This window comes from Micromonospora radicis, assembly GCF_003583405.1.
GTDB lineage: Bacteria > Actinomycetota > Actinomycetes > Mycobacteriales > Micromonosporaceae > Micromonospora > Micromonospora radicis.
In genome coordinates this window covers 24,771-38,739 of the sequence record NZ_QXEC01000024.1, presented here as the reverse complement: position 1 = coordinate 38,739, position 13,969 = coordinate 24,771, and the positions used below count along the sequence as shown (strand labels likewise).

The window sequence follows — 13,969 nt, the reverse complement described above, 5'->3', positions numbered from 1 at the left end:
ACGGTCAGGGCAGCAGATCACGTACCACGGCGTCGGCGAGCAGCCGGCCGCGCAGGGTCAACACCGCGCGGCCGGCCGCGTGGGCGGGCCCGGCCAGCAGGCCGTCGGTCACCGCCCGCGCCGCCGCCACGCGGCCGACGTCGTCGAGAACCGCCAACGGCAGACCGTCGGCCAGCCGCACCCGCAGCATCACGTCCTCCATCCGGGCCTCGGCCGGGGTGAGCACCTCCCGCGCCAGGCCCGGCGACTCACCGGCGGCGAGGCGCTGGGCGTACGCGGTGGGGTGCTTGACGTTCCACCAGCGCACGCCGCCGACGTGGCTGTGCGCCCCCGGGCCGAGGCCCCACCAGTCGCCGCCGGTCCAGTAGAGCAGGTTGTGCCGGCACCGGGCGGCCGGCGTACGGGCCCAGTTGGAGACCTCGTACCAGGAGAAGCCGGCGTCGGTGAGGGCGGCCTCGGCCGCCAGGTAGCGGTCCGCGGCCACGTCGTCGTCGGGGTACGGCAGTTCGCCGCGGCGCATCCGGGCGGCCAGCCGGGTGCCGTCCTCGACGATCAGGGCGTACGCGCTGACGTGGTCCACCCCGGCGGCCACGACCTGCGCCAACGAGGCGGCGAAGTCCTCGGCCCGCTCCCCCGGCGTGCCGTAGATCAGGTCGAGGTTCACGTGGTCGAACCCGGCGTCGCGGGCCTCCAGCGCGGCGGCGGTGGCCCGGCCGGCGCTGTGCCGGCGGTCGAGCACGGCGAGCACTCCCGGTGCGGCGGACTGCATGCCGAGCGAGATCCGGGTGTAGCCGGCCGCCCGCAGCTCCTTCAGCGACTCGGGGGTGACCGACTCCGGGTTGGCCTCGGTGGTCACCTCGGCGTCGGCCGCCAACCCCCAGGTCCGGTCGATCGCGTCGAGGATCCGGGCCAGGTCGTCGGCGGGCAGCAGGGTGGGGGTGCCACCGCCGACGAAGACCGTCTCCACCCGGCGTGGCGGGGCGTCACCCAGCACCCGCGCGGCGAGCGCCAGCTCGGCCAGCACGGTGTCGGCGTAGCTGTCCCGGCTCGCGCCGCCACCCAGCTCGGCGGCGGTGTAGGTGTTGAAGTCGCAGTAGCCGCAGCGGCTGGCGCAGAACGGCACGTGGACGTACACCCCGAAGCCCCGCGCGCCGACGGCGGCGCGGGCGGACGTGGGCAGCGTGCCGTCGCCGGGGACGGGTTCGCCTGCTGGAAGGACGCCGGGCATGGCCACTAGTGTGCCCTCACATGACCTCTCCCGACGCGCTCGTACGGGTCACCACGGCCCGCGGGGTGACCACGCTCACCCTGGACAGCCCGCACAACCGCAACGCGCTCTCCACCCCGTTGATGACCGAGTTGCTGGCCGGGCTGGCCGCGGCGGTCGCCGACGACACGGTCCGGGTGATCGTGCTGGACCACACCGGTCCGGTCTTCTGTTCCGGGGCGGACCTGAAGGAGACGGCGGCGGCGTACGCGAGCGGGACGGTGCCCGCCGGGATGCTGGGTGACGTGCTCGCGGCGGTCTGGGAGTGCCCGAAGCCGGTGCTGGCGAAGGTCGCGGGCCCGGCCCGGGCCGGTGGCCTGGGCCTGATCGCGGCGGCCGACCTGGCGGTCTGCGCCGCCGAGGCGACCTTCGCCTTCACCGAGGTGCGGATCGGGGTGATCCCGGCGGTGATCTCGGCGACCGTGCTGCCCCGGCTGCATCCCCGGGCGGCGGCCGAGCTGTACCTGACCGGCGACACCTTCGACGGCCGGCGGGCGGCGCAGGTCGGGTTGGTCACCGCCGCGGTCCCGGCCGAGGAGTTGGACGCGGCGGTGGACCGGTACCGCGACTCGCTGCTGCGCGGCGCCCCCACGGCGGTGGCCGGGGCGAAGGGGTTGCTGCGCCGGCCACCGGCCGCGGACCTGCGGGCCGAACTGGCCGAGTTGGGTGCCCTCTCCACCGGGTACTTCCGCTCCGTCGACGGCGTCGAGGGGGTCCGCGCCTTCCGCGAGAAGCGGCCGCCGCGTTGGGTCGCCGAACTCGACAGGTGAACACCGGACCGGACGGGGAACCTCCGACAGCGGCGGGGCGTCGCGCGCGGGCCGGAACCGGTCGGACGACCCGGACCGGTCGATGCGGGACGTACGCTTTGCGCTGACGTCGTACGGGAGGTGTGGGTGCGGACTCGGGTTGTCGTGGCCGGTTTCGTGGTCCTGGTGCTGGTCGCCGTGATCGGCATCGTGCTGGGGATGCGGCAGGTCGGGGAGCGGCTGCGGCTACCGCTGGCCAGTCGCAGCTGCACGGTGCAGGCCGACGGGAAGGTCACCCTGGACGCGCACCAGATGGCCAACGCGGCCACCATCGCCGCCATCGGCATCCAGCACGACCTGCCGGACCGGGCCGTGGTGGTCGCCCTGGCCACCGCGTACCAGGAGTCCGGGTTGCGCAACCTGGCCGGCGGCGACCGGGACTCGGTCGGGCTGTTCCAGCAGCGGCCGAGCCAGGGCTGGGGTAGCCCCGAGGAGATCCGCGATCCGCGGTACGCGGCGGACCGGTTCTACGCGGCGCTGAAGAAGGTGCGCGGCTGGGAGGACATGCGGGTCACCGACGCCGCGCAGAAGGTGCAGCGGTCGGCCTTCCCCGAGGCGTACGAGAAGTGGGCCGACGAGTCCGAGGTGCTCACCCGGGCCCTGCTCGGCCACGCCACCGGCGCGGTGGTCTGCACCTTCGGCGGTGATCCGGCGATGCGTGGTGAGGCCGCGGCGGTCGCGTTGACCCGTGGGTTGAACCTCGACTGGGGGCTGACCGCCTCGGCCACCACGGCGAGCCTGACCGGGTTGACCGTGGCGGCGGGCAACCAGCGGGAGGGTTGGCGGTACGCGCACTGGCTGGTCGCGCACGCCAACGACCACGGGGTCAAGCGGGTCCGTTTCGGTGACCTGGAGTGGACCAACCGGGGCGGCTCGTGGAGCCGGATCGGCGACGGTTCGCAGCGGTCGGCCGAGGTGGTCGCGGAGGTCTTCGCGGACGCGTAAGCGACCCCGATCTCTTTACCCGCAGTAACCGCAAAATCCGGCAATTAACCCTCAATCCCCCCGCCCGACCACCCTGCGTAACGCCGGGTAGTTGCCTCGATGCCCTCCGTCGCGGTCTGGACGAGATCGACGGAGGGCCTCCCCCGACGGCCTCGGACGCGCGTTACGATCGGCGGCCTGTGCCAGAAATGGTTTCACCCTTGGGGAGGGGTACGCGTGGCATTCGACTACGGCGACCGGACCGGCTACGAACCGATCAGCGACGTCGACCGCAAGGAGTTCCATGAGCAGGGTTTTCTCCTGCTGCGCAACGTCCTGACCGAGGACCACCGGGCCGCCCTGGAGGCCGCCGTCGACCGGGTGTACGCCGAGGAGCAGGCCAAGGGCAACACCACCAAGGACGGCACCCTGCACCTGCTGGGCTTCCTCGAGCGCGACGAGCTCTTCGGTGACCTGCTCACCCACCCGATCGCCTTCCCGTACATGTGGGGCCTGGCCGGGTGGAACATCTACAGCCACCACAACCACCTCGACGTCACCCCGCCGGCGCTGGAGCCGGAGAAGCCGTACTGGGGTTGGCACCAGGACGGGTACCGGCAGAACTCCGACCCGGAGACGATGGACCCGAACCTGCCCCGGCCGATGTTCTCGCTGAAGGTCGCCTACGTGCTCTCCGACCTGTCGGAGACCGGCCGTGGCGCGACCAAGGTGATCCCGGGCAGCCACCTGTGGAACTCGCTGCCCCGCCCGGCGGACACCACGGTGCACAACCCGGACCCGGAGGGCACCGTCGAGATCACCGCCAAGCCGGGCGACGCGTTCATCTTCGACCGCCGCCAGTGGCACTCGCGGTCGACGAACCTGTCGACCATCACCCGCAAGATGCTCTTCGTCGGCTACACCTACCGGTGGATCCGTCCGCTGGACGAGCTGCACATCGACACCGACGGCGAGTGGTGGGCCAACCGCACCCCGGTCCAGCGCCAGCTCTGCGGTGAGGGCACCCACACCGCGAACTACTGGGGCATCAACTGGGACGGCTACATCGACGACGAGATCCCGCTGCGCAAGGAGCTCAAGGAACGCGGCCAGCTCAACCGCAACATCCCCTGGCTCCGCTGAGGCGTACGGAAGGGCACCCGCTCGACGCCTCGCGCAGTACCGGCGCCCCCTCCTGACGCCTGCTCCACCACGCGAAAGGCGCCCGACCTCGACGGTCGGGCGCCTTTCGCGATCAGGGGGGTTACCGATGCGTCACCCCGCGCCGGCTGCGCCCCACGCCGGAGACCAGCGCGACGGCCACGGCGGCCAGCAGGACCTGGAGCATCAGCTCCCGCCAGTCGATGCCGGCGGTCTCGGCGAAGCCGGAGGCCCGGGCGATCACGGTACCCAGCAGTGCCGCACCGACACCGATGAGCATGTGCAGCCAGATCGGCATGGGCTGGCGGCCCGGCACCACCAGACGGCCCAACGCGCCCACGATCAGACCCACGATCAGCGCGGTGATGATGCCCCAGACGGTGAGCTCCATGGTCGTTCTCCTTCACCAAAGACGATCCACGTTTGTGGTTTTCCTGTCGTGACCGCCTAGTGCCCGACCCGCGAAGATCCCAAACCGCTTTTTCTCTCCGTCACGCCGCTTCCGAGGTCGAATCCCACGTGTTCGCGGAGCACCGCACAGCGTCGCGGAAACCGAGCCGACCAGTCGCCCGCGGTACCGCGCGAACCCCCGCCGGCACCCGCCGGGACGCCGACGGGAGGCGGAGACGCAGGCGGGCGCCCGGCCGGTGGCCGGGCGCCCGCGAGAAGGCGTGGTGTTACCGGTGGGTGATGCCGCGTCGACGACCGCCGACGCCGGCGACCAGGGCCACCGCGATCGCGGCGAGCGCGACCTGGACGGCCAGTTCGGCCCAGTCGACACCGGCCGTCGCCGTGGCGATGCCCACGGCCCGGGCGAGCACGGTACCGAGCAGCGCCGCACCGACACCGATGAGCATGTGCAGCCAGATCGGCATGTCCTGGCGGCCCGGTACCACCAGACGGCCCAACGCGCCGACGATCAGACCGACGAACAGCGCGGTGATGATGCCCCAGACGGTGAGCTCCATGGTCGCTCTCCTTAACCAGAAGATGTCATTCGGCGGGTTCCTGTCGTGGCATGCCAGTTCCCTGGGCGCAGATTTTCCAAACCGGCCGCAAGTGCCGCCACCGCCCGCCGCAACATCCGGCGATCATGTCGTCGGTCGATGCCTCGACGTTTCCGCAGCTCGTCACAGGGTGCTGAGCGGCGGGAAACCGACGAGGCGGGCTCACTTCTTTCCGGGAGCCTTGCCGTCCCCGGAGTCGGAGGAGAGCGCCGCGATGAACGCCTCCTGCGGCACCTCCACCCGGCCCACCATCTTCATCCGCTTCTTGCCCTCCTTCTGCTTCTCCAGCAGCTTGCGCTTACGGCTGATGTCACCGCCGTAGCACTTGGCGAGCACGTCCTTGCGGATCGCCCGGATGGTCTCCCGGGCGATGACCCGGCTGCCGATGGCGGCCTGGATGGGCACCTCGAACTGCTGGCGCGGAATCAGGTTGCGCAGCTTCGCGGCGATCGTGGTGCCGTACGCGTAGGCCTTGTCCTTGTGCACGATGGCGCTGAACGCGTCCACCGGCTCACCGTGCAGCAGGATGTCGACCTTCACCAGGTCGGACGCCTGCTCGTCGGTGGGCTCGTAGTCCAGCGAGGCATAGCCCTTGGTACGGCTCTTGAGCTGGTCGAAGAAGTCGAAGATGATCTCCGCGAGGGGCAGCGTGTAGCGCAGCTCGACCCGGTCGGCGGAGAGGTACTCCATGCCGAGCAGGGTGCCGCGACGCCCCTGGCACAGCTCCATCACCGCACCGACGTAGTCGTTCGGGGTCAGCACGCTGGCCCGCACCGTCGGCTCGTACACCTCGGCGATCTTGCCGGTCGGGTACTCGCTCGGGTTGGTGACCACGACCTCCTGCCCGTCCTCGGAGATCGCCCGGTAGACCACGTTCGGCGCGGTCGAGATCAGGTCCAGGTTGAACTCCCGCTCCAACCGCTCCCCGATGATCTCCAGGTGCAGCAGGCCGAGGAAGCCGCAGCGGAACCCGAAGCCGAGCGCCCCCGAGGTCTCCGGCTCGTAGGTCAGCGCGGCGTCGTTGAGCTTGAGCTTGTCCAGCGCGTCGCGCAGCGCCGGGTAGTCCGAACCGTCGATCGGGTACAGACCCGAGTAGACCATCGGCTTCGGATCCTTGTACCCGCCGAGCGGCTCGGTCGCCGGACGCCCGTTGATGGTGACCGTGTCACCGACCCGGGACTGCCGGACGTCCTTCACGCCGGTGATCAGGTAGCCGACCTCGCCGACGCCGAGCGCCTCGGACTTGACCATCTCCGGCGAGATGACCCCGATCTCCAGCAACTCGTGAACCGCGCCGGTGGACATCATCTTGATCCGGTCCCGGGCGCTGATCCGCCCGTCGATGACCCGGACGTAGGTGACCACGCCCCGGTAGACGTCGTACACCGAGTCGAAGATCATGGCGCGGGCCGGTGCGTCGGCGTCGCCGACCGGCGGCACGAACTGCCGGACGATCTCGTCGAGCAGGTGCGGTACGCCCTCACCGGTCTTGCCGGAGACCTTGATGCAGTCCGCCGGGTCACCGCCGATCAGGTGGGCCAGTTCCTCGGCGTACTTCTCCGGCTGGGCGGCCGGCAGGTCGATCTTGTTGAGCACGGGGATGATGTGCAGGTCGTTCTCGAGCGCCAGGTACAGGTTCGCCAGGGTCTGCGCCTCGATGCCCTGGGCCGCGTCGACCAGCAGGACGGCACCCTCGCAGGCGGCCAGCGAACGGGACACCTCGTAGGTGAAGTCGACGTGGCCCGGGGTGTCGATCATGTTGAGCACGGCCTGCTCGCCGGTGCGCTCGCCGTCGCGGATGGTCCACGGCATCCGGACGGCCTGGCTCTTGATGGTGATGCCGCGCTCGCGCTCGATGTCCATCCGGTCGAGGTATTGCGCGCGCATCTGCCGCGGATCCACCACACCGGTGAGCTGCAACATCCGGTCGGCGAGGGTCGACTTCCCGTGGTCGATGTGGGCGATGATGCAGAAGTTCCTGATCCGCGCCGGGTCGGTGGCACCAGGAGCGTTCGCGCCGGATTCGAGCGTCGGTGGCACAGCGGTCCGTTCTGGTCGGCTGACGTGAGCAGGCCGGCACATGCCGGCCTGACTCTATGCTCCCACGTCCCCGCCGAGCATCGGCCGGGCGTCCGTCACTCCTGCGGCGGCTCGACGAAGAGGGCGGCGAGCCGGGGCAGCCGGCGTCGGGCCTCGTCGGGGTCGTCGAAGTCCCAGAAGTCGTTGAGGTCCGGCGTCCGCGCCGCCACCCGGTCCACCGGAAGATCGCTGGCGGTCGCCCCGCGGTACGCGTCCCACGGCACGGCCAGCATGTCGCCGCACTCGAACTCCTCACCGCTGAGCGAGGCGGACCGCACCCGGGGCAGGTCGGCCAGCGCGTCCGGATCGGCGACCGCCCGGGCGAAGACCTCCCGGCCCTGCGCCATCAGCCAGCCGCGAAAGTACTCGAACCCGTCGTCGGAGGCGCCCCCGTTGATCAGGTACGCGGCGCCCCAGAGGTCGACCCGGTAGGAGGCGGCGAGGACCCGCTGCTGGTGACGGGCGTACCCGACGATCTCCTCGGGATCGTGGGCGGCGAGCAGCGTGACGGCGCGGGCGGCGATGGCGTCGGGCTCTCCCCCACCGGCCCGAGCCCGGTCGATCAGCTGCCAGAAGTCGTCGGTCCTCATGGCCTGGCAGTCTGACAGACATCACCGCGCCCACCGCATGGCGCGCGGACGTCGCCCGCCACCGGGCCGACCGGCGACACGCGGTGTCGCTGCCGAGCGGCCACCGGGCAGCATGGTCGGGTGAGCAACCCGTCTTTGCCGCCCGTGCCGTACCACGCCACCGCCCAACGGCCCGGCTGGGCGGCGCTGCCGGCGGCGGTCCGGGACACCCTGTCCGCACGGCTCGGCGCGGACGTGGTCGAGGCCCGCAGCACCGGCGCGGGCTTCACCCGGGGTTTCGCCGCGGTGCTGCGCACCGCCGACGGCGGCAAGGCGTTCGTCAAGGCCGCGGCCCACGCCGAGCAACCGCACCTGGTCGACTGGTACGCCCGGGAGGCCGCGATCCTCGCCCGGCTGCCCGCCGGACTGCCGGTGCCGAGGCTGCGCTGGACGCTGTGGCAGGACGGCTGGTACGCGCTCTGCCTGGAGCCGGTCGACGGGCGCCCGCCCCGGCTGCCGTGGCGGCCGGCCGAGTTGGACGCCACCCTCGCCGGGTACGCCGACGTCGCCGCCGCACTCACCGACCCGCCGGCCGACCTGGTCGCCGTCGGCCTGCCCCACCTCGCCGACCTGGCCCGCGACGACATCCTCTGGTGGGGCGAGGTGGCGGCCGGCCGGGAACCCGTGCCGCCGCTGCCCGTACCGGTGGCGGGTCGACTGGCCGACCTGGTCGCCCTGGAGTCCCGGCTGCCCGGATACGCCGCCGCGGCGCCCGGGCTGACCCACGGTGACCTGCGGGGGGACAACGTCCTGATCGACTCGGCCGGGTCTGCCTGGTTCTGCGACTGGACCTGGCTGTGCCACGGCCCGGCCTGGTTCGACCTGGCCGGTCTGCTGATCGCCGGGTACGCCAGCGGGCTGGACGTCGACGCCCGCTTCGCCGCCCACCCGGCCGCCGCCGACGCGCCACCGGACGCCCTGGACGTGACGCTGGCCGCCCTCGCCGGCTACCACCTCACCGCCGCCGCCTCGGCACCGCCGACCGCCTCGCCCCACCTGCCCGCCCACCGACGGTGGACCGGCGAGCAGGCCCTCGCCTGGCTGGCCCACCGCCAGTCCTGGACCTGACCCGCCCGGACCGCACCCTCGCCGCCCCCGCCCGGGCCACCGTCCAGGCCGCCTTCGCCCGGACCCCACCCCCGCCCGGACCGCACCCTCGCCGCCCCCCGCCCGGGCACCGTCCAGGCCGCCTTCGCCCGGACCCCACCCCGCCCGGACCCCCACCCCCGCCCGGACCCCCCCTGCCCGGACCCCACCCCCGCCCGGGCCGCGCCCGCGCTGCCTCCGCACAGGCCGCGGCCGGGCCGGGCCGCCCGGAAACCACTGGATCCCGGATCGAGGGGCTTGCCCGTCGGCCGGAAGCCCCTCGATCCGGGATCGAGCACGATCATGGGGACGGCCGGGCGCGGACCAGCAGCACCTCGTACCGACAGGCGGAATCCGGTGGCACGGCGGAGCGCGGATCCACCGACGGCCCGACGCATACCCCCGGTGCCGTTTTGGCCCGTCCGGACCGACCTGGTAACCTGGCTCTTCGCGCAGCGATGACGCATGCTCGTCGCGCGCACAAGCTGACCAACCCGAGCTATCAAGACGAGGCTGTCGCGTGGCGAACATCAAGTCCCAGATCAAGCGCAACCGGCAGAACGAGAAGCGCCGGCTGCGTAACAAGTCGGTCAAGTCGTCGCTGAAGACCGCCATCCGCAAGTTCAACGAGGCTGCGGAGGCCGGTGACGTCGACAAGGCCACCGCCCTCATGCAGGACGCCTCGCGCAAGCTTGACAAGGCGGCCAGCAAGGGCGTCATCCACAGCAACCAGGCTGCGAACCGCAAGTCGGCGATCGCCAAGCGCGCCGCGTCGCTCGCTGCCTGAGCTGGCGACCCAGACCTGACGAAAGCCCTGGGGTGTCACCCCAGGGCTTTCGTACGTCGACCCCTCGGCGGCCCGGCGTGGCTCGATCCTCCGCCCGGCGCCCGACCGGGCGACGGCTCCGTCAGGCGATCATGAGCCCGGGTCGGCGGTACCCGAACGACGCTCCGTCGACCGCGCGGACGTCCGGCGGTCGCCCTCCGGCCGGGACGCGGCACGAAGGTCCGGCGGCTGCGCGGACGTCCGGCGGTCGCCCTCGTCCGGGGTGCTCGACCGGTGGCGGCCTTCCTCGACAGCTCGGTGCTCGACGATGCCGGACGGTTCGTCGGCGACCGGTTCCGTCCGGACCACCACACCGGGCACGCTGTGCGGCGACCAGTCGACCCGGGCCCGGCCGACGACCGGCTCGATCTCCCGCCGGAACCGGTCGCGTTCCTGTTCGGGTACGGCCGCGGCCGAGCGGACGACCACGGCGGCGACCAGGTCGTTGAGCTTGACCATGATGGCCACCGCCACCGGTAGCACCAGGACCGCCCACCAGCTGACGAGTTCGGCGAGGGCGAGCAGGGCCGCCAGTGCGATCGCACCCTCGAAGAACAGGAAGCAGAGCACCCCACCCGGGTTGACGAAGCGCAGCCCGAGCACTCGGGCATAGAGCGGACGGTACCGCTCCTCGTCGGCCGGGATCGTGGCCCATGAGCCACGGAGGGCTCCGCTCACCTGGCGCCGACCCGTCGCGCGGAAGCCACCGAGAACACGGCTTTCTCCAGGGCGTACGCCCGGTCGTCGGATCCGCCCTTGACGGCCGCGTTGCACTCGGCCGCCGCCTGCATCGCCTGGACCAGCCCGTCGGGCGTCCAGCCGCGTGCCTGCCGTTGGGCCCGTTCGACCTTCCACGGCGGCATACCCAGGCTGCTCGCCAGCTGGTACGGGCTGCCTCTGCCGGCCGAGGCGACCCGGGCGACGGTACGGATCCCGTCGGCCAGCGCATCGGCGATCGGCACCGGATCCACCCCCACGTGCAGGGCCCAGCGCAATGCCTCCAGGGCGCCCGGAAGGTCACCGACCATCGTGGCGTCGGCCACGGTGAAGCCGCTCACCTCGACCCGGCCCCGGTAGTACCGGGCGACGGTGTCGGCGCCGATCCGACCGTCGGTGTCGGCGATCAGCTGGGAGCAGGCCGCGGCGAGTTCCCGCAGGTCGTTGCCGACCGCCGCGATCAGCGCCTCGGCGGCGTCGTCGGTGCACCGTCCGCCGGCCCGACGGAACTCCTCCCGGACGAACGCCACCCGGTCCCGGTGCCCCTTGAGCTTCGCCGCCGGCACGATCTGGGCACCGGCCGACTTCAGTCCGTCGGCGAACGCCTTCCCCTTGGCCGCACCGAGGTGCTGCACGACGAGCTGCACGTCCGGATCGGGGTGCTTCGCGTACGCCAGCAGGGCCGCGACCAGGTCCTTGCGGGCGTCCTGACCGGAGCGCAGGACCAATACCCGGCGCCCGCCGAACAGCGACGGGCTGAGCATCTCGTCGATCTCGCCGACGGTGAGTTGGCCGGCCTGGTACTCGCGGACGTCCACGTCCGGCTCGGCGGCCCGGGCGGTGGCGACGGTTTCGGCCACCGCACGCGTGGCGAGCAGCTCCTCGTCGCCGAGGACGAGCACAATAGGAGCGGCACTGGCGGCGGTCACGCCGCCCATATTCGCACGCTCGGCGGTGCGGTCCAGCGTGGTCGCCGGCTGTGTACGGGCGGACCCCGCACACAGTGCAAATCCAGACATATACCTGATTCCACAGTTTTTACCGCGAATCGGTATCGGTTCACGGCTTTGTCCGGCCCAACTCCACGCCCCCCGCTCACCACCGCCAGCCCGGACGGCCCGACCACCGCCGCGATGTCCCCGTCCGTGTCGGTACGCAGCACCCGCGCCCCACCGCGACTCAGCCGGGCCAGCACCACCTCGCTCGGGTGGCCGTAGGTGTTGCCCACCCCGACCGGTACCAGAGCGACTGCAGGGCGGACCGCGTCCAGAAAGGCCGGATCCTGGTATGCGCTGCCATGGTGGGCGACCTTGAGCACGTCGGCCCGCAGCCCACCCGGCGGTGGTCGCTCCAGCAGCGCCCGCTGTTCCTCGGTCTCGGCGTCCCCGGTCAGCAGGATCCGTACCCCGGCGACCGTGGCGAGCACCACCAGCGAGTTGTTGTTCGGGTCCGACCGCGTCCCCCGCATCGGATAGGGCGGGCCGACCACGAGCAGGTCGGTCACGCCGGAGCGGTAGCGCCACCCGGCCGGCGCCGCCACCAGTGGGGTGCGCCCGGTGGCCGCGGCGTCGTGCACCAGGTCCCGTCCGGTCGCCGGCTCGGGCCACTGCGGAGTCAGCACCAGGTCGACCCGCCGGCCACGGAACACGCCCGCGACGCCGCCGGTGTGGTCGACGTGGAGGTGGCTGACCACCAGCAGCGGCACCCGACGCACGTCGAGTCGGCGCAGGCAGGCGTCGACCGCCGCCGGATCCGGGCCGGCGTCGACCACGATCGCCCGGCCCGCCGCCACCGGCAACACCACAGCATCGCCCTGACCGACCGCACAGACCGCGATCACCCATCCCTTCGGCGGCCACCCGGGCGCGATCACCCGCACCGGAACCGTACCGAGCACGACCGCGACGGTGGCCACCGCCACCAGTCGGCGCACCATCGGCCGCCGGGCCGCGACCAGCAGCAGCACGGTCAGCACCGCCAGCAGCAGTGCGCCGGTGACCCCACCCGGCCACGGCAGGTTGCCCGCCGGCATCCGGGCCCCGTACCGGGCCACGAGCACCAGCCACCACGCCGGCCAGTGGGCCAGCCAGGCGATGGCCTCGGCGCCGGCCGGCCAGATCGGCGACACCATCGCGGCCACCACACCGAGGATCGTCGCCGGCGCGATCGCCGGCACCGCGAGCAGGTTGGCGGGCACCGCGACCAGGCTGACCACACCCGACAGACCGGCGATCACCGGCGAGCAGGCCAGTTGGGCGGCGGCCGGCACCGCCAACGCCTCCGCCGCCCCCGGCGGCACGCCCCGCCGCCGCAGTCCGTCCCGCCATGCCGGCGCCAGCAGCAGCAGACCACCGGTGGCCAGCACCGACAGTGCGAAACCAGCGTCGCCGGCCAGGTCGGGGTCGACCAGCACCAGCACGGCCACCGCCGCGGCCAGTGCCGGCGTCGCCGCCCGGGACCGACCGGCGGCCAGCGCGGCGAGCCCGATCGCGCCCATGGTGGCCGCACGGACCACGCTCGGCGACGGCCGGACCAGGATGACGAAGCCCACCAGGGCCAGCCCGCAGAGCCCGGCGGCCAGTAGCGGACCGGCACGGGCCCAGCGGGCCAACAGCAGCACCGCCCCGACCACGATCGCCACATTGGATCCGGAGACCGCGTTGAGATGGGTCATGCCGGTGGCCCGGAAGTCCTCCTCCACCGTGTCCGGGAGCCGGCTGGTGTCGCCGACGACCAGCCCCGGCAGCAGTCCACCCGGCTCGTCGGGCAGCGGCGCGCAGGCTTGTTGCAGGCCGGCCCGGAGCAGGCCGGCGGCCCGTTGCAGCGGCGAGGGCGCCCCGTGCGGTCGGGGCGGGCCGTCGGCGGTGAGCACCGCGGCGGTCAGGTCGCCGCCGCGCGGTTCGGCCAGGCGCCCGTCGGCCGTCAGCCGTTGCCCGGGCAGCAGCCCGCGCCAGGCCGGGTCGTCGGCCAGCACCAGGACGCGGGCCGGCGCGGTGACCCGCTGGTGCGCCGGGCCGGTCACGGTCACCAACCTGGCGCGGACCAGCAGGGTGGGCGGGCGCCCCACGATGCCGCCGCGGACCGGCCGGGGATCGTCCCGGACGACCAGTTCGATGGTGACCCGGGCCCGCTCGTCGACAAGCGTGCGCAGCGCCTCGGCGTCGCGTACGGCGAGGCGGGAGGAGGTCGCGGCGCCGCCGCAGAGCACCCCGATCAGGATCGCCACCGCGATCCACCCGTAGCGCCGCGGGAACGGACCCGGACGGCCGGCGATCCCCAGCAGGTGCAGGGTCGTCAGCACGGCGAGCCCCGCTGCGACGGCCGCCACCAGCAGGGTCCGCCGGACGTCGAGGTGCAACCCGGCCAGGGCGGTGAGCCAGGCCGACACGGCCAGCCCGGCCAGCCGGAGATCGGGCGTCGCGCCCTGCGGTACAACGATCATCTCAGCCGCCCGGGTCACGGTT

At 72.8% G+C, this 13,969-nt stretch carries 11 protein-coding genes and 2 pseudogenes; 5 read left to right on the top strand and 8 right to left on the bottom strand.

Annotated elements, in window-relative coordinates; genetic code table 11:
- Positions 1-4 precede the first annotated feature (4 nt).
- Positions 5-1,228 carry a radical SAM family heme chaperone HemW gene (gene hemW / locus D2L64_RS21345; protein WP_119579029.1) on the bottom strand — a complete coding sequence of 408 codons (1,224 nt, stop codon included), beginning with the start codon at positions 1,226-1,228 and terminating at the stop codon, positions 5-7.
- Positions 1,229-1,248: 20 nt separating this feature from the next.
- Between hemW and D2L64_RS21340 the strand changes: the two genes are divergently transcribed.
- The 3 genes from D2L64_RS21340 (at position 1,249) to D2L64_RS21330 (ending at position 4,143) form a co-directional block, all read left to right on the top strand.
- Positions 1,249-2,037, top strand: coding sequence for an enoyl-CoA hydratase-related protein (locus D2L64_RS21340; RefSeq protein WP_119578989.1), 789 nt, complete (start codon positions 1,249-1,251; stop codon positions 2,035-2,037).
- Positions 2,038-2,157: 120 nt separating this feature from the next.
- Positions 2,158-3,021, top strand: a complete 864-nt coding sequence (locus D2L64_RS21335) for a hypothetical protein (protein WP_119578988.1) — start codon at positions 2,158-2,160, stop codon at positions 3,019-3,021.
- 216 nt (positions 3,022-3,237) lie between these two features.
- Entirely contained in the window at positions 3,238-4,143 is a 906-nt protein-coding gene (locus tag D2L64_RS21330; protein ID WP_119578987.1) for a phytanoyl-CoA dioxygenase family protein, read from the top strand.
- Between the two features lie 121 nt (positions 4,144-4,264).
- Here the strand turns inward: D2L64_RS21330 and D2L64_RS21325 are convergent, their stop codons facing one another.
- From D2L64_RS21325 to D2L64_RS21310, 4 genes are all read right to left on the bottom strand, one after another.
- Positions 4,265-4,552, bottom strand: a complete 288-nt coding sequence (locus D2L64_RS21325) for a GlsB/YeaQ/YmgE family stress response membrane protein (protein WP_119578986.1) — start codon at positions 4,550-4,552, stop codon at positions 4,265-4,267.
- Positions 4,553-4,838: 286 nt separating this feature from the next.
- Positions 4,839-5,129, bottom strand: a complete 291-nt coding sequence (locus D2L64_RS21320) for a GlsB/YeaQ/YmgE family stress response membrane protein (protein ID WP_119578985.1) — start codon at positions 5,127-5,129, stop codon at positions 4,839-4,841.
- A 201-nt stretch (positions 5,130-5,330) separates the two neighbouring features.
- The gene (lepA, locus tag D2L64_RS21315) at positions 5,331-7,208 is read right to left on the bottom strand and encodes a translation elongation factor 4 (protein ID WP_119578984.1); all 1,878 of its coding nucleotides are present in this window, start codon (positions 7,206-7,208) and stop codon (positions 5,331-5,333) included.
- 95 nt (positions 7,209-7,303) lie between these two features.
- Positions 7,304-7,837, bottom strand: a complete 534-nt coding sequence (locus D2L64_RS21310; protein ID WP_119578983.1) for a DUF4240 domain-containing protein — start codon at positions 7,835-7,837, stop codon at positions 7,304-7,306.
- Between the two features lie 120 nt (positions 7,838-7,957).
- On the opposite strand from D2L64_RS21310, the gene D2L64_RS21305 reads away from it, so the two are divergent.
- Positions 7,958-8,944, top strand: coding sequence for a phosphotransferase family protein (locus D2L64_RS21305; RefSeq protein ID WP_233559076.1), 987 nt, complete (start codon positions 7,958-7,960; stop codon positions 8,942-8,944).
- Between the two features lie 538 nt (positions 8,945-9,482).
- On the top strand, positions 9,483-9,749 hold the full coding sequence (gene rpsT / locus D2L64_RS21300; protein WP_119578981.1) for a 30S ribosomal protein S20: 267 nt from the start codon (positions 9,483-9,485) through the stop codon (positions 9,747-9,749).
- A 279-nt stretch (positions 9,750-10,028) separates the two neighbouring features.
- Here rpsT and D2L64_RS21295 read toward each other — a convergent pair.
- The 3 genes and pseudogenes from D2L64_RS21295 to D2L64_RS21285 all read right to left on the bottom strand — a co-directional run.
- Positions 10,029-10,466: pseudogene (locus D2L64_RS21295) on the bottom strand (hypothetical protein); the annotation flags it as partial.
- The gene (gene holA, locus D2L64_RS21290) at positions 10,463-11,443 is read right to left on the bottom strand and encodes a DNA polymerase III subunit delta (protein ID WP_119578980.1); all 981 of its coding nucleotides are present in this window, start codon (positions 11,441-11,443) and stop codon (positions 10,463-10,465) included. The gene holA and the pseudogene D2L64_RS21295, both read right to left, overlap by 4 nt.
- A gap of 149 nt (positions 11,444-11,592) precedes the next feature.
- Positions 11,593-13,947, bottom strand: a pseudogene (locus tag D2L64_RS21285) (ComEC/Rec2 family competence protein); the annotation flags it as partial.
- Positions 13,948-13,969: the final 22 nt, after the last annotated feature.